The organism is Marinicella rhabdoformis (genome assembly GCF_009671245.1).
GTDB lineage: Bacteria > Pseudomonadota > Gammaproteobacteria > Xanthomonadales > Marinicellaceae > Marinicella > Marinicella rhabdoformis.
In genome coordinates, this window is the sequence record NZ_VTFS01000004.1 from 214,381 (window position 1) to 230,222 (window position 15,842).

14 protein-coding genes are annotated in these 15,842 nt (G+C 41.8%); 7 read left to right on the forward strand and 7 right to left on the reverse strand.

The genetic code is table 11. From position 1 onward, the window contains the following. Window positions 1–350 precede the first annotated feature (350 nt). Complete coding sequence (locus FET73_RS11505) at window positions 351–1,859, forward strand: YifB family Mg chelatase-like AAA ATPase (RefSeq protein WP_154224110.1); 1,509 nt, start codon at window positions 351–353, stop codon at window positions 1,857–1,859. Here the strand turns inward: FET73_RS11505 and FET73_RS11510 are convergent, their stop codons facing one another. The 4 genes from FET73_RS11510 to FET73_RS11525 all read right to left on the reverse strand — a co-directional run bounded on the left by FET73_RS11510 (window position 1,860) and on the right by FET73_RS11525 (window position 6,112). Then, window positions 1,860–2,588, reverse strand: a complete 729-nt coding sequence (locus tag FET73_RS11510; RefSeq protein WP_154224111.1) for a helix-turn-helix transcriptional regulator — start codon at window positions 2,586–2,588, stop codon at window positions 1,860–1,862. It abuts the gene before it with no gap. 152 nt (window positions 2,589–2,740) lie between these two features. Then, a complete protein-coding gene (locus tag FET73_RS11515) occupies window positions 2,741–2,944 on the reverse strand; it encodes a dodecin family protein (RefSeq protein ID WP_154224112.1) in 204 nt (67 codons plus the stop codon). A gap of 165 nt (window positions 2,945–3,109) precedes the next feature. After that, a complete protein-coding gene (locus tag FET73_RS11520; protein ID WP_154224113.1) occupies window positions 3,110–4,915 on the reverse strand; it encodes a M2 family metallopeptidase in 1,806 nt (601 codons plus the stop codon). A 126-nt stretch (window positions 4,916–5,041) separates the two neighbouring features. Further along, window positions 5,042–6,112, reverse strand: coding sequence for a hypothetical protein (locus FET73_RS11525; RefSeq protein ID WP_154224114.1), 1,071 nt, complete (start codon window positions 6,110–6,112; stop codon window positions 5,042–5,044). A 190-nt stretch (window positions 6,113–6,302) separates the two neighbouring features. Between FET73_RS11525 and FET73_RS11530 the strand changes: the two genes are divergently transcribed. From FET73_RS11530 to FET73_RS11555, 6 genes are all read left to right on the forward strand, one after another. Beyond that, window positions 6,303–7,208, forward strand: a complete 906-nt coding sequence (locus FET73_RS11530; RefSeq protein WP_154224115.1) for a DMT family transporter — start codon at window positions 6,303–6,305, stop codon at window positions 7,206–7,208. A gap of 80 nt (window positions 7,209–7,288) precedes the next feature. Further along, a complete protein-coding gene (locus FET73_RS11535) occupies window positions 7,289–7,726 on the forward strand; it encodes a DUF4389 domain-containing protein (RefSeq protein WP_154224116.1) in 438 nt (145 codons plus the stop codon). 128 nt (window positions 7,727–7,854) lie between these two features. Next, window positions 7,855–8,055 carry a hypothetical protein gene (locus FET73_RS11540; protein WP_154224117.1) on the forward strand — a complete coding sequence of 67 codons (201 nt, stop codon included), beginning with the start codon at window positions 7,855–7,857 and terminating at the stop codon, window positions 8,053–8,055. Continuing rightward, on the forward strand, window positions 8,055–8,840 hold the full coding sequence (locus FET73_RS11545) for an SDR family oxidoreductase (protein WP_154224118.1): 786 nt from the start codon (window positions 8,055–8,057) through the stop codon (window positions 8,838–8,840). The genes FET73_RS11540 and FET73_RS11545 overlap by 1 nt, the downstream gene beginning before the upstream one ends. 4 nt (window positions 8,841–8,844) lie before the next feature. After that, a complete protein-coding gene (locus tag FET73_RS11550) occupies window positions 8,845–10,290 on the forward strand; it encodes an aldehyde dehydrogenase (RefSeq protein ID WP_154224160.1) in 1,446 nt (481 codons plus the stop codon). Between the two features lie 278 nt (window positions 10,291–10,568). After that, window positions 10,569–11,099, forward strand: a complete 531-nt coding sequence (locus FET73_RS11555; RefSeq protein ID WP_179952250.1) for a hypothetical protein — start codon at window positions 10,569–10,571, stop codon at window positions 11,097–11,099. A gap of 16 nt (window positions 11,100–11,115) precedes the next feature. On the opposite strand, the gene FET73_RS11560 is transcribed toward FET73_RS11555, so the two are convergent. The 3 genes from FET73_RS11560 to FET73_RS11570 form a co-directional block, all read right to left on the reverse strand. Further along, window positions 11,116–11,700, reverse strand: coding sequence for a class I SAM-dependent methyltransferase (locus tag FET73_RS11560; protein WP_154224120.1), 585 nt, complete (start codon window positions 11,698–11,700; stop codon window positions 11,116–11,118). Further along, the gene (locus FET73_RS11565; protein ID WP_154224121.1) at window positions 11,697–13,403 is read right to left on the reverse strand and encodes a proline--tRNA ligase; all 1,707 of its coding nucleotides are present in this window, start codon (window positions 13,401–13,403) and stop codon (window positions 11,697–11,699) included. Before FET73_RS11565 ends, FET73_RS11560 begins: the two co-directional genes overlap by 4 nt. 70 nt (window positions 13,404–13,473) lie before the next feature. After that, window positions 13,474–15,828 carry a sialidase family protein gene (locus tag FET73_RS11570; protein ID WP_179952251.1) on the reverse strand — a complete coding sequence of 785 codons (2,355 nt, stop codon included), beginning with the start codon at window positions 15,826–15,828 and terminating at the stop codon, window positions 13,474–13,476. Window positions 15,829–15,842 lie beyond the last annotated feature (14 nt).

The following is a 15,842-nucleotide window of genomic DNA, read 5'->3' on the forward strand; positions in this document are numbered from 1 at the left end:
TCTCAACCAAAATTAAAAAAAAGGCCTTTAATTGATAGATGAACGAAAAAATGAACCATAAACAACGTCTCTTCTCAATAAAGGCCTTAAAAGCTTCTTGTCACAACAACGCACTATCCAATCAAAGCGCCATTGCAACCCCCTGTAGAAGCCGACTAATAATTTAACAACTTGTTATTTTATTGTCTATCACCCATATGGGTTAAAAGAGACCAGTTTTTCATCCCTTTTAAAGTTTACACCTCAGTTTGCCACCTGATGTCTATATTTACCTACACATACCATCGACAATCACAGTCGTTTAATTTTTCAAGCTGAATACAATTGATGATTTTACTGGTTGAAATAACATGACTCAATTAGCGACCGTCTTATCTCGTGGTGCATATGGTGTAGAAGCGCCACAAGTACGCGTTGAGGTTCACATTTCTCGAGGTATGCCTGGCCTTTCTATTGTTGGTATGCCAGAAACTGCGGTTAAAGAATCTAAAGACCGTGTCCGAGCTGCTATTATGAATTCAGGTTTTGAATTCCCACAACACCGCATCACCATCAATTTATCTCCAGCTGATATTCCTAAACATGGTGGACGCTATGACTTGCCAATTGCAATAGGGATTCTGGCAGCTTCAGAACAAGTAAAAACCAACCGCATGGCCGATGTAGAGTTTGTTGGTGAATTGGCATTAGGTGGAGAATTACGCCCCATCAACGGCATACTCCCGGTTGTTAACGCCACTGCAGCCGAAAACCGCTGTTTGGTTATACCCAGTGATAATGCCAATGAAGCGGCTTTGGTCAGTCAATGCGAGAGCAGGGTAGCAGCCCACCTGCTACAGGTTTGCGCCTGGTTAGATGCTGTCGACGATTTACCCGTGGCTCACGTGCCAGTTAAGGGCCATGAAATTTTAAGCTTTCCCGACTTAAGCGATGTAAAAGGTCAGGAGCAAGCGAAAAGGGCGTTGATCATTGCGGCAGCTGGTGGTCATAATTTGCTGCTTTTTGGACCACCTGGCACAGGAAAAACCATGCTGGCCAGTCGGCTACCAGGCATTTTACCGCCATTAACTGCCCAACAAGCCCTGGAGACCGCACAAGTGGCTTCTATCAGTGCACAGGGGTTTGATACCAAAACATGGGGCAAGCCACCTTTTCGCAGCCCCCACCATACCGCATCCGCTGTTGCTTTGGTCGGTGGCGGTTCAAACCCACTTCCTGGAGAAATAAGCTTGGCTCAAAATGGCGTGTTGTTTCTAGATGAGTTGGCCGAATTTTCTCGCCATGTTTTGGAAGTGCTAAGAGAACCTTTAGAGTCTGGAAAAATCGTCATTTCTCGTGCTGCTAGAAGTGCAGAATTTCCTGCTCAATTTCAATTGATAACCAGCTTAAACCCCTGCCCATGTGGCTATTACGGAGACAAAACAAGAAACTGTAGGTGCACACCTGGGCAAATACAGCACTATAGAAATAAAATTTCTGGCCCCTTATTGGACAGGATTGATTTACAGGTTGAAGTGCCAAGAATTCCACACAAAAAATTAAGACAAGACAGTGCCAAACAAGTCAGTAGTGAAGAAGTTCGTAAACAAGTCATACAAAGCCGAAACATACAACTCAAACGGAATAAAGGGAAAACAAACGCCCTACTGAATACCAAAGAAATAGAAAAGTGGGTGGCTTTAACCGAACTACAACTGGACTTCTTAGAACAGGTGGTAGATAAGCTTAAACTGTCGGCACGGGCCTACCACCGCATCATCAAGGTAAGCAGAACCATTGCAGACTTGGAAGGGGCAGATAATGTGACACAAACACATTTGATTGAAGCCATTGGCTATCGTGGCTTTGACCAACAGTAACTACTTTTGTAACAATTTTTTTATCAATCCCATCTGACTGTGAGTGTGGGTTTTTTTAAAAATGGAAGCCAATTGTGTTTTACTGGTGTTGTAACTGCGACCTAATTGATGAGAAGCTTGAATTAAACTTTCTTCTTTAATCAAAGCCATTGCTAATGAAGATTCTGCAGCTGATAAACCATATTCACTGCTCAAAGCCGTTTGATAAAAGTGTGAAGGTAAAGAGTGGCCGGTAATACCATCTAAAAGCAATGCCCGCTTGATGTGTGATACATAAAAGTTCATTTGCCGTATTTCAAATTCACTATAAGCTGGCATACATGTCAACCTGGGAAATCCCAACATACACTCAGTCGTTTTGGTTTTAATGCGCCCGCCTGCAGTATATTTAAATCCCATATCTTGCCAATAATCATTATAAAAACTAGATTTTTTATACTCGGAATAGTTTAACATCTCCTCACCTGGCAACATGACATTTGCTTGTTGTAAGTCAATCGCTTGTTTCCAAGGGTCTAAACGATAAAAATGTTGATTATAAGTGTCCCAGATACTGTCATCAGCAGGTTCAGTTGCAAAAATGACTGGTGCACTGTTAGCAGGCAGTAGGTACATCAACACCAATCCTGCTTGAAATTCGTCTCTGAGCTTTAAAAGAACATCAACCCAATGGCTGTTTCCCAAAGGTACATCATAGATCAAATCAATTAATTCAGAGCTTAGGTTCATTTTGTACAAAGAATGAGAACCTGAGATATTATAAATGAATATTTAGACGAATGCAGTAGAAAGGCCTTAACATGGACGAACTGCTAAGGCATTAGATTGACTGCTGGACAGACCCAAAAAATCAAGGGACTGTATGGGTTCAGAAGAATTTTTTAATCTTCTAAAACAAAGGTGACTTTCATCGCCACTCGGTACTCTTTTACCTCGCCATTTTCTACCACAACTTTTTGACTCTCAACCCAGGCACCGGTGACATTTTTCAATGTTTTATTGGCCCGTTCTATGCCATTCTCGACTGCTTTTTCAAAACTCTTTTTAGAACCTGAAATGATTTCTGTAACGCGTGCTACGCTCATATTATTCTCCTTAGTTATTAAGTTCATTAAGGGTAACAAGCCTTATCAAGCTTTTCTACCGCAAAGCCTATAAGTTAACAATTGTTGGCGGTTTGATTAGCTTTTAATCCAGCAAAAAAAAAGGCTGTGCCAAACAGCACAGCCTTTGAAAATCATAAAGGCTTTTTACCAACCGCAGTTACGGCCTTTGTTTTGCTCATCTAACCAAGTTTTCAATGGAGCAAAGTAGTCAACCACAGCAGTGGCATCCATTTCACGTGAGTTGGCTAACACTTCCAGCGCGTCTTGCCAAGGTTGTGAAGCACCCATTTCCAACACTTGATTTAATTTTTCACCCGCAGCTTTGTTTCCGTAAATTGAGCATTGGTGTAAGTCTCCTTCAAAACCTGCTGTTTTACACAGTTCTCTGTGGAATTGAAATTGCAAAATGTGTGCCAAGAAATAGCGTGTATAAGGTGTGTTTCCTGGGATGTGGTATTTAGCACCGGGGTCAAAATGATCTTCTGTACGCTCAGAAGGTGCTTTAACACCTTGGTATTGATTGCGCAAACGCCACCAGCCGGCATTGTACTCTTCTGCTGAAATTTCACCGTTGAACACTTTCCAACGCCACTGATCAATCATCAACCCAAAAGGAACAAAGGCAATTTTTTCCAATGCTTTTTTCATCAACATACCCAAATCATTACTTGAAGTAGGTACTTCATCAATTAAGCCAATGTTTTTCAAATATTCAGGCGTGATCGACAGGGCAACTGTGTCGCCAATGGCTTCATGAAAACCATCATTGGCGCCATTGCGGTACAAAATACTTTTGTCATTGTAGGCACGTTGATAGAAATTGTGGCCTAACTCATGATGAATGGTCACAAAATCTTCATAATCTTCTTTGATACACATCTTGATGCGGATGTCTTCAATGTTATCAATATTCCATGCACTGGCATGACATTGGACATCTCGATCTTGTGGCTTAGTAAACAGTGAACGGTTCCAAAATGTTTCAGGCAAGGGATCCATGCCTAACGAAGTAAAGAATCCTTCTGCCGTTTTTACCATTTTTTCAGCATCATAATCATGTTGCTTAAGTAAAGCGGTTACATCGATGGTACTGCCTGCATCAGCAGGTTTGACTAAATCATAAACACCCATCCAATCTTGAGCCCACATGTTACCCAGTAAATGGGCAGGAATCATGCCATCATCACCCATCACTTCTGAACCATAATGGTCGGTCAGTTTGGTTCGAACATGACACTGTAATGAGTCGTACAATGGTTTAACTTGTGTCCATAAACGATCAAGCTTAACAGGGAATTCACTGGCAGGCATGTCATAACCTGCTCGCCACATGGCACCCGTATCTTGGTATCCTAAATCTCTGGCACCTTCATTTGCCAACTCAACCATACGTTGATATTTTTCACGCATAGCTGGTGAAACCGTTCTCCAACCTTCCCAAGCCTTTAATAATTCATCGGCGTCTTTGGATTCAGCAATCGTTTTTGATAATTCGCCCAACGACTGGCACTTGCCTGCTTCACAATATTTCCCGGCACCATACATGGCATCCAAGTTTGCCATTATCTCTGCGATTTCTGCATTTTTTTCAGCATCATCTGGTGCAGCCAATGGCGTACCCAGTTTGATGATGCCCAGTTTGCGACGCATATCATCTGATAATTCCAAGTTGTCAAATTTCTTGGCTTCATTGGCAAACTTCACTGCCAAGCCAATCATTTTTTCTGTGCTTTTAGCACCCAACCAAATGGTGTCTTCAGTGATAAAATTAGCTTGAACCCAAGCAATACGTGCGGCATATTCAGCATCTTTTAATAATGTATTTTCTACCTGCTGTATAAACTGCTCCGCATCGGCAACAGTAACGCCTTCATTTTGTGGTTTTTGCTGTTGAGGTTGACACGCGGCAACGGCCAATGTTGCAGCCAGAACCATAGATTTCTTAATCATGTAATTGTTCCCAAATTTTTAAACCAGTCGATTTTACATGATAGCGGGTGTTTCTACATCTAGATAACACATAAAAAGCCAACGTTTAACACTGGCTCTTCTCTTCTTCTGGCTATTGGTCACCTATCAATTTCTGTTTTTCCTTTCATTGCGACTTGAAGCGCGTTGGCGGTCATTTGATCTACTTTTACTTTTTGTGCGCTGTTTGTGGGTGTTTGTTTGCTTGGACCTGGGTGGATTTGTTCTGGGTTTATTTGACCCTGCTTGGTTTGACCGACTGCGAGCATTTGACGCCTGCGCAGGCTTATTCATTCGATTGGGCCGATTATATAGAGCTGCGGAATTGGTATTGACATTTTGATTGACTTTTTGTTGATGTCGAAGCCTCTGCGAGGGATTCTCCATTACATTGTTACGGTTATATTCTGTGCCGGTATATCGGTTTCTTTCGTGCTGATTCTGACGGTTAGGCAGATCTAAATCACGTGCCACCCAATTATTTTGCGCCCTTTCCCTGGTTTGACGTCGTAATTCGTTACGGCTGTCTGTCGCTTCGATAGATTGTGACCCAGTTGACCTATTTCGATAAGTTCTATTTTCAATGACAGCTTGTCGATTTCTTTGTGGCTGTCTGCTCCTGTTTTGTTGGCGGTTACTGGGCAGTTGACGAACTCGCTGCTGACGAACAGGCTTGTTGTACCGGCTTCGCTCACGGCTCACTCGATTCCGGTTAACTGTATTTCTTCTTGTGTTATTGTTTTTATAACCACGTCCCCTTTGCCTGTCTGCCAGCCTTAATACTTCACGACGGCTATCATTACGCCCGCCATAACGTGGGTGATTTCGGTTCCGCCAATGGTTATACCACCAGTAGTCATCATAATGCCAAGTTGAATAAGCTATACCACCATAATACCAAGGAGACCATGATGACCATGTATTGAACGACCCATAGCCGTAACAACCCCAAGTCCAACTGAAACAGTCATTGTAATAAAAACCTATACGAGGGTACCTGTAGGGACTGTAGTATGCACTGCTGTAATTGATTCCCCATCGGTCAGGGTAGTAGTTATAACTGTTGATATAAGCAACATGTCCTTCATAATCATCATAATAGTCATCTTCTACATGGTGTGTATGATAGGTAGCACACGAAGCTAAAAAAAGGCTCAAAAAGGGTATTATTTTCTTCACGGCTCTGTTCCACAATATTCAACACTTTAAATTGTAATGGATTATTTCTGAATTGTGTCTGAACATTTCCCACATTTAATTCCAAAAACGCTCAGTTAGAACGAATATTTATTTACTTTACTTTTATATATATTATCTAATACCGCTTTTGTTATTTGTTAACCCAACGGGTTGATGTCAGGATGCCTACATGGGAAACACACAAAATAATTGGAAAATCGGTTTGATTTTGTCCTTAGTTACGGTGCTGTTTTGGAGTACGTTACCTGTCTCTCTAAAAATCAGTATGTCTGCCATGGATGCGTGGACTTTAACTTGGTTGAGGTTTTTGTTTGCTGCATTGGTCACTTCTGTTTTACTGCTTTTAAAAAAACGTTATCACCAGTTTTTAACACTTAATTCAAAAGAGTGGCTTTGGTTAATCGTTGCTGCCACCATGTTAGTGGCAAACTACTTGTTGTTTTTATATGGTTTAGAAATGACATCACCCGCCAATGCTCAGGTTTTTATACAAATGGCCCCCCTACTCATGACATTAGGAGGCGTACTCATTTTTAAAGAGTCATTTTCTAAAATACAGTTTTTTGGTGCCAGCTTGATTGTTGTTGGTATGGCCTTTTTCTTTAAAGATCAATTGACACAAATACTTAACAGCGATTTTTCCCTTGGCTTTGCTGTGATGTTTGCTGCCGCATTGACCTGGGCGATTTATGCTTTGATTCAAAAAAAATTAGCTTCAAAACTGTCTTCTCAAACCATTTTATTGTTTATTTATCTGTTTGCTTCTTTGAGTTTACTTGGTGGTATTGATACAGTTCAATTTCAACATGTCAGCAACACTCAATGGTGGGCTGTTGCCTATGCCTGTGTCAATACGGTTGGCGCTTATACTGCCTTTGCTGAAGCATTAAATTACTGGCAGGCTTCTCGTGTCGGCATGGTGTTGGCCATGACACCTGTCTTCACTTTACTGTTCATCAATGTCTTTGCCGGCATATTCCCCGACTTATTAGATCATGAAACCATCAGTTTGATAGGCTACCTTGGCATAGGCTTTATTGTTTCTGGCTCTATGTTGGCCAGCTTGAAAAAGTAACGCAATTCACTGACTTTTGGCACTGTGAATTCAGGTCCAATTGCTTCAAAATAATTAGAAACAGACAACACGAGGTTTCTATGACTGAACAAAACAACAACAAAAACACTGATACCGATACAGACGACAAGACCGTCAATGTCATCGAATCAGAAGCAACTGATGCCAATGAATCAACAGCTGAAAAATCATCAACTGAAGCACCTGCCACAGAAAAAAAAGAGCCAGTGGTCAGTAACGAAGTAATCACTCGAATTTTCGTTACACTGTTATTTGCTTTTATTGGTTGGTTGTCATTATGGGTGTTCGGCGTGGTGGTATTGGTTCAATTCGGTTTCTTGTTAATCACAGGTCAATTGAATAAAAACTTAAAAGCTTTTAATGGAGAGCTCGGTGATTTCTTGGCTGATATCATCAAATACGTTTCTTTCCAAACCAATGACAAACCCTTCCCGTTTCAATCGTGGTCTTACGGTGAAACTACTGAAAGCGATCAATCAGAAGCCAAATCTTCTTAATTTGAATACACTTTCGACTCAGTGATGTCCCAAGTCTAAATTGAACAATTTGGGTTTGGGATTTTTTTTCGCCTGCGAATTGTCTAGATTTCAGGTAAGATATTTGATTTTCTGAGGTCTAATCCTTTATGAAAACTTATGAACTAAAAGGATACACTTTGGTACTTCAGCACGTGGTGTTTGTCACTGCTGTTTTTGAAGCCGATGCCAGTCAAGGGACACAATTCAATTTGCGCTTGACCAGCGACATCATTAAATTTAAATTCGCAGCCCGAACCGATGCGGTTTTGGCGCGTGAACTACTCATTAAAGCAATCAAGGAGGCATAATGGACATTTTACTTAATGGCAGACGGGCATTGGTTTGTGGTGCATCACAAGGCATGGGATTAGCCATCGCACAGCAACTGGCCACACAAGGTGCTGATGTGGTTTTATTGGCACGAAACAAATCGTCATTAGAACAAGCTGTTGAAACTTTGCATCAACAAGAAGGGCAACATCACCAGTATTTGATCGCTGACTTCAGTGAACCTAAACAAGTTCAAGCAGCCATTGACGGATTCATTGCGGATAACCCTGTTCACATATTGGTCAATAACACAGGAGGCCCACCACCTGGTTTGGCCATCAATGCACAGCCGGCTGACTTTTCTGCTGCCTTCAATCAACATTTGATTTGTAATCAAATATTGGCTCAAGCGGTGATTCCATCCATGCAACAAGCCGGTTTTGGACGCATACTTAATGTCATTTCCACTTCAGTTAAACAGCCCCTTCCCAATCTGGGTGTTTCAAACACCATTCGAGGTGCTGTTGCGAGCTGGGCCAAAACATTAGCCAATGAACTGGGGCAATACAACATCACTGTCAACAATGTTTTACCTGGAGCCACTGAAACTGGTCGATTGTCTGCTATTTTTGAAAACAAAGCCAAGAAAACAGGTTTATCCGTCGATGAAGTGATTGCTCAAGAAAAAAGCATCATACCCATGAAACGATTTGGCTCTCCTCAAGAATTTGCCAATGTGGTTGGCTTTTTAGCTTCTCCAGCTGCGGCCTATGTGAACGGCATCAATGTGCCTGTGGATGGTGGCAGAACCGCCTGCCTTTGACCTTATGATTACCATTGAAAATTACATCAACGGAAAAAATACAACGCCTTTATCTGGTCAATATTTAGATGATTTTGAACCTGCTACCGGACTGCTGTATGCCCAATGCCCGAATTCTGATAACGACGACTTAGACCTTGCTGTACTGGCTGCTGAAAATGCAAAAGCGGCCTGGTCTAATACACCAGCAGAACAACGGTCGGCCATTTTGTCTGGTATTGCAGATTTAATTGATGAGCATGCTGATGATTTGGCACGTGCCGAGGCCATCGATAATGGCAAACCCATCACTTTTGCAAAAAATGTTGATATATACCGGGCTGCAGCCAACATTCGTTTTTTTGCACAAGCAATAACACAATTTTCGAGTGAGTCACATGGCATGGAAAATACCGCCATCAACTACACTTTACGTGACCCCATCGGTACAGTGGCTTGTATCTCTCCGTGGAATTTTCCTTTGTATTTATTTACTTGGAAAATTGCCCCAGCATTGGCAGCTGGTAATTGTGTCATTGCCAAACCCTCTGAAGTCACGCCAATGACGGCTTATTTATTCTCTAAGCTTTGTATCAAGGCAGGGTTACCACCCGGAGTTTTAAATATTTTACATGGCTCTGGCGCTCAAATTGGTGCTGCCATTACCCAACACCCCGCCATAAAAGCCATCAGCTTCACTGGCGGATCAGCCACTGGTACACTCATCAAACAAACCACAGCCAATAGCAATAAAAAACTGTCATTGGAACTGGGCGGCAAAAATCCAACCTTAGTCTTTGCCGATTGTGATTTTGACAAAACCGTTAAAGAGGTGGCCCGTGCCGCTTTTTCAAACCAGGGTCAAATTTGCCTATGTGGTTCTCGAATTTATATTCAGCAACCGATTTACTCAAGGTTTATAGCCGCTTTAACCAAGGAAGTGGAAAAAATGAAAATTGGCGACCCCTTAGATGAAGCCACTCAATTTGGTGCCTTGGTTTCAGCATCCCATCAGAATAAAGTCCTCTCTTATATTGCTTTGGCTCAACAAGAAGGTGGAACCATCCTTACAGGTGGAAAAAAACACCCCATGACAGGCAGGTGCGAACAGGGTTATTTTGTTCAACCCACATTGGTTGCCAACTTAAGTAACGATGCCCGCTGTAATCAAGAAGAAATTTTTGGCCCAGTGGCAACAGTCCAAGCCTTTGAAACAGATGAAGACGCAATAAAACTGGCCAATGATTCGCAATATGGCCTCGCTTGTAGTGTTTGGAGCCAAGACGTTTCTCGATGCCACCGCGTAGCAAAGCAACTTGAAGTGGGTATTGTTTGGGTTAATTGTTGGTTACTCAGAGATTTACGCACACCATTTGGTGGGGTTAAGTCATCTGGCCAAGGTCGTGAAGGTGGCTTAGAAGCCTTGCGCTTTTTTACAGAAACAAAAAATGTTTGTATAAAGTTTGGTTAAATTTTCATAAAACCAACCCAAAACAGGCTATTTGAAGGACTTTCGGCACATTTTTTGTAACTTTTATGGGACTACAATGGTCTATATATTAAACGGCAATTAACCATTTAATTAAGAAATCTTATATAAAATAGTAATTGACGTACGTAGTAATTAGTAGTAGTATGAACCATAAGCAAGCAACGGAGTTACAGAAATTATTCCTCCCCTAACGCTTTTTAACTCTCTTGATTTCTGTAACTCCACCTCTTTAATCTTCGATTGATTACACTCAACAATTGTTTACAATAGGCTTTTTGTCTCGAGTCATCATGTCGTTTTCTGAGCACAGCCAACTCACATTAGTAGAAGTCAATGATGCAGCCCCTTTTGCTGCAGAATTATTCCAACAATCTTTTGGTGACCCCGTTCCCAACTTCCCGAAACACTTTGTATTATTGCTCAGCGAGCAAGGAAAAACTTTGACCTTAGGCTACGTACACTTTACTCATAAAGACAAAATATATTTGGGTGGAGGCATGTGTGTTAACACACGCGCTCTAAGACAAGTACCTAAAAACTTACGTCAACAATTATCAGCACAAGGTGGTGTTGCCTTTGTGATGCTATCAGAATCAGTCAAACTGCTGACAGATTGCGATGCTGTATTTGGTCATGTAGGCCACCAAGGTGCTTACAAAATTGACATGGCAGTTGGATTTGAACAAACCAAACACCCACACCTGATTGTATATTGGCAAAACAACAACTTAAGCAACCACGAAAAAGCGGCACTCGTAGGTGCCGCTCATGATGAAGGTGCTTTTTAAAATAAACGACAGAAGCTTACTTTTTTTCCCAAGTGTAAATCCGCATGGGCGGTAGGTTTTTATACTCAACCATTTTGAACGTATAAGGACCAAACAGCGGTTCAGCTAATTTACTCACATGATCCCTGAGTTGGTAGGCCAAAAACATGCCCTCAGGTTTTAGTGTCTCATGTATACCATCCATAATCGCCAAATCTAATCCTTTGGGTAAGGTTGAAAATGGTATGCCAGATATGATGACATCCACGTCTTCCCAACCTTGGTCTGTGATAATTTCTGGTAAGTTCTGAGCACCTTTATCACTGATGGTTAAGCGCTTGTCATCTATGGTTTTATTCATGTGCTCAATAAACTTAGCATTGATTTCTACACTCACCAAGGCCGCATCTGGTGACATTTGTTTCAAAATAGCACGCGTTGTACCGCCAGTACCAGGACCCAATTCTATGATTCTTTTGGCTTTATCCAACTTGGCCACTTTTGCCACTTTATTAACCAACCAAGGTGAAGAAGGAAAAACATAAGCCACCTCCTTAGGATTGGCCATGGCATTCTTTAAAAATACCGCGCCTTCTTTAATTGAACCTTTGATTCGTTTCATGCGTTGATGGCTTGTGATAAGAATGAAATGATTGTATCACGTGACACATCTTTTGACGCCATATCAATACGTGCACGGTATTCCACTTCATTCCTGTCTAAGGCGCGATCACCAATGATGACCTGATGTGGTACTCCCAGCAATTCAAAGTCTGACATCATAAAGCCTGGACGCACTTTTCGGTCATCCAAAATAACCTCAATACCTAACGCCGTTAACTCAGCATATAATTCATCAGCTGCTAAACGTACACGCTCGGACTTTTGATAATTCATCGGTAAAATCGCCACTTGAAACGGAGAAATTCCAGCAGGCCAGATGATGCCTTTCTCATCATGGTTTTGTTCAATCGCCGCAGCCACCATGCGTGTTACGCCCATCCCGTAACAACCCATTTCCATCGCTTGTGACTTGCCTTGTTCATTCAGAACAACTGCTTTCATTGCTTCTGAATACTTACTGCCCAATTGGAAAATATGGCCCACTTCAATACCACGTGCCATTTTCAAAGTACCAACACCATCTGGACTTGGATCACCCACTTGAGCATCACGTAAATCTTCAACTTGCTGAAAACTGGCATCTCTGTCCCAATTCACACCCGTCAAATGATAACCGTTTTCCGAAGCGCCACATACAAAGTCTGACATGTTTGCCACCGTTGCATCAACGATGACATGACAATTCAACTCTTTAACACCTATAAAGCCGGCATCACAGCCCGCCACTGTTTTGATTTCATCGTCATTCAACATGCGGAATGGTGTTGCTACCGCAGATAAATTGTTGGCTTTAATTTCATTCAATTGGTGATCTCCACGGACGACCAAAGCCACAGGACCCTCTGAACCCTCTACCAACAAGGTTTTAATCGTTTGGTCTTTAGTGACAGTCAAGTGAGCAGCCACTTCTTCTATCGTTTTTTGTGTAGGTGTTGACACTTTCTCGATTTCTTTTGTCGCCTGCGCACGTTCAGCTATCAATGAAACAGCCGTACATTTTTCAATATTAGCTGCATACTCACCCGTGTCAGAATACATGATTGCATCTTCGCCAGAATCAGCAATGACATGAAATTCCTGTGAGCCCGATCCTCCAATGGCACCTGAGTCAGCCAACACACAACGGAAATCCAAACCTATGCGGTTGATGATGTTGGTGTAAGCATCATGCATTTTTTCGTAAGTATCTACCAATGATTCTTTATTCATGTGGAAAGAATAAGCATCTTTCATAATGAATTCTCTTGAGCGCATGACACCAAAACGTGGTCTGATTTCATCGCGGAATTTGGTTTGAATCTGATAAAAGTTAATGGGCAATTGCTTGTAAGAATTAACTTCATTTCGGACAAAATCAGTGATCACTTCTTCATGCGTAGGGCCAAAAAAGTAGTCTCGCTCAGCACGATCATGAATGGCCAATAACTGTCCACCAAAATCATCTATCCGGCCTGTTTCTTCCCACAACTCCTTTGGTTGTACCGCTGGCATCAACATTTCCAAGGCGCCGGCTTTATTCATTTCCTCACGAATAATGTTTTCGACTTTTTGCAAAACTCGAACACCTAAAGGCGACCAGGTATACAGTCCCGCTCCTAATTTACGGATCATACCACTGCGTATCATTAACTGATGAGAAATGATTTCAGCGTCTTGCGGTGTTTCTTTCCTTGTAACAATGTGAAATTGAGTGGTTTTCATGACCGTAATCTTTAAAAAATAAAACGGTGCATTTTAACTGATTATCTGCGTATCTTCAGTGTTTTCCTCATCAATCAGGCAATTCACAATAAGAATTTATCGCCAAAATAAACTGTTGTTCTATTTCTCCAGTGGGTTTAGTCACTTTAAAGCCAGTTGAATGACTTTGTCTGATCTGCTCTTGCCCCACAGTAACAATGTTTGGAGATAAGCTTGTGATTTCAAAAAAACCCACACCTCCTGTTGAATAATCAATTTGATTATCGACATCTCCATTATCAGATACCCCTTCATTCAAAGAATTTAGTGTATACCAAACAGGTTGAACCTTGCCATTCTGATCTAACAACAAACTGACATTTCCTTCATCATCAACGGCTTTCTTATAGCTGAAATCGGCTCCAAACACATTCAACTTATCCCCTCTTTGAAAACTGAATTGAACCCGACCTTCAGATGACTCTCCATCTGCAATCAACGCCTGGCCTTGTGGGTGACAAAAGTCATCACGGACTTGATCAATAGGCACCAAAGGTTCTAATTCTATGGACTTGGATGTGCCATAAAAAACATTATTAACATAAAATGATTCATCGAAATATGATGTTCCGGCAGTCAAACTCATCACTTGATTTTTAACTGTTTCTGTCATATCAAACTCATAATGCATGCGGTGTGGTATAAACTCACCTTCATCATCATACATCCGCGACTTTACTGCCAGTCCCACAGCACGAATTTGCGGTTTTCCATCAACCATTTCACCTGAAGGCATTAAGACTGGGAATGTGATGCTGTCCCCCGTTAAAGGGTGATCATTTTGTAATGTAAACCAGATTGGGTCACCTGCTGGTGTGTAAGTAAAGACTGCCTCAAAATTTTGTAGCTGTGGGTTGGTACTGTTAGGGTTTAACACCAACGTTTTGGTAAATATACCTTGGTTTGGGCTGTTCGGGTTGTACCAGGCGTTGTCCATTTCATGTGCTGGAAAATTGGGGTTTTCTTCGTGCAATGTTGGCCTTGCATATACATAATATACATCTTGCCCACCATTCAATGTCGCCGCATAAGCTATATGTGCCCCTCCATTGTCTGAAACAATATCTATGTAATCACCCAATTTTTGCTGAACTGGATAGCCCCTGTTATGCCAAAAAACAGGTGTAATCGGCTGCTCTTTAGCAAATGTCAATCCGCCATCATAAGAATAGCTATAATACAGTTCAGAGCGCTTAGGCTGGCCCATGGTTTGATGATCTCGCGTATCGTACCAAGTCACATCTATGCGCCCGTTCGGCGCAACTCCCATGGTTCCAAACCATTGATAGTTTCTTCGGGATGGATCTGAATTGATTTTTTTGAAAGGTTCAAAACTGATGCCTCCATCAGTACTCCTTTGGAAATGAACGTCCAAAGGATCAGAATGCGCCCATGGCTTAACAGATGCGAAAACATACACATTCCCCCTGCTGTGCCGTTGTGATTTATCTGTCGCCACCCACAATTGACCTAATAAACCCACTGGGTTGATTGCTCCTGTTCTTAAACCACCTCCTAAGTCAAGTGAAGTAATTTGAGCAAAATCCGGAAACATAGTTGCTATTGGATTGTTAGAACGAAGCACATAACCCGCACCCAGGTGACTTAAATCTCCATCCACACCAGCCACATAAACTTCTCCATCAAAGCCCACTGCTACTGTACCAAAGATTGGCTTCATTGGTATTGTAATTGGGGCATGAAAACTTTGTCCGTTGTCTGTAGAATAGTTAAAAGTGTGTGGATAAAAACCATTCCCAGCCACATTCCAAGCAGCATAAATATTACCCCTATCGGCTGAATTATTTTCATCAATGGCAAACCAACTTTTATCACCAGCATATGCATAGGTTTTGTCAGTCCATGTTTTCCCACCGTCATTAGAGCGCCATTGATCCACATAAAAATCAGCAGTATTCAAGTTATTTGGATTCACAACCCGTAATGATTGATAGAAAAAAGTACCATCTGCGTCACTACTCAACACCGGGTCTGATCGAAACTTACCCGCTTCAATAGGACCATTTTTATGCCATGTTTTTCCGCCATCTGATGAATAGGCGCTTCCTGCTTCTCTGAAGTCACTTTGGACACTGCCAAATTGTCGCCAACCTATGGCCATTTGACTGGGATCGAGTGGATTAACTGCAATCGATGGTTCATTAGCCGCATCGCCAAGAACATTATCACCTTGATTGTTTATGCTGACTTGATAGCTGGTATGAATACCTCTGTTCTTAGATGGTGCTGCTGAAAACTGCTTAGACTCTGGCAACTGCTTCATGTGATGAAATTGTTCACCTTGCCCCCAGGTTTCATGAGCCTTTTTATCGGCAAAAGACATTGATGAATAAAGGCACAATAACGATAAAGCAAATTTAGACATAACCACTCCGTACA

What these genes read in the sequence shown, in the direction of transcription:
- FET73_RS11545 (WP_154224118.1), top strand. Translation starts at nt 8,055, where the DNA reads ATGGACATTTTACTTAATGGCAGACGGGCATTGGTTTGTGGTGCATCA.
- FET73_RS11565 (WP_154224121.1), bottom strand. Translation starts at nt 13,403, where the DNA reads ATGAAAACCACTCAATTTCACATTGTTACAAGGAAAGAAACACCGCAA.
- FET73_RS11515 (WP_154224112.1), bottom strand. Translation starts at nt 2,944, where the DNA reads ATGAGCGTAGCACGCGTTACAGAAATCATTTCAGGTTCTAAAAAGAGT.
- FET73_RS11535 (WP_154224116.1), top strand. Translation starts at nt 7,289, where the DNA reads ATGACTGAACAAAACAACAACAAAAACACTGATACCGATACAGACGAC.
- FET73_RS11505 (WP_154224110.1), top strand. Translation starts at nt 351, where the DNA reads ATGACTCAATTAGCGACCGTCTTATCTCGTGGTGCATATGGTGTAGAA.
- FET73_RS11570 (WP_179952251.1), bottom strand. Translation starts at nt 15,828, where the DNA reads ATGTCTAAATTTGCTTTATCGTTATTGTGCCTTTATTCATCAATGTCT.
- FET73_RS11520 (WP_154224113.1), bottom strand. Translation starts at nt 4,915, where the DNA reads ATGATTAAGAAATCTATGGTTCTGGCTGCAACATTGGCCGTTGCCGCG.
- FET73_RS11510 (WP_154224111.1), bottom strand. Translation starts at nt 2,588, where the DNA reads ATGAACCTAAGCTCTGAATTAATTGATTTGATCTATGATGTACCTTTG.
- FET73_RS11530 (WP_154224115.1), top strand. Translation starts at nt 6,303, where the DNA reads ATGGGAAACACACAAAATAATTGGAAAATCGGTTTGATTTTGTCCTTA.
- FET73_RS11560 (WP_154224120.1), bottom strand. Translation starts at nt 11,700, where the DNA reads ATGAAACGAATCAAAGGTTCAATTAAAGAAGGCGCGGTATTTTTAAAG.
- FET73_RS11540 (WP_154224117.1), top strand. Translation starts at nt 7,855, where the DNA reads ATGAAAACTTATGAACTAAAAGGATACACTTTGGTACTTCAGCACGTG.
- FET73_RS11550 (WP_154224160.1), top strand. Translation starts at nt 8,845, where the DNA reads ATGATTACCATTGAAAATTACATCAACGGAAAAAATACAACGCCTTTA.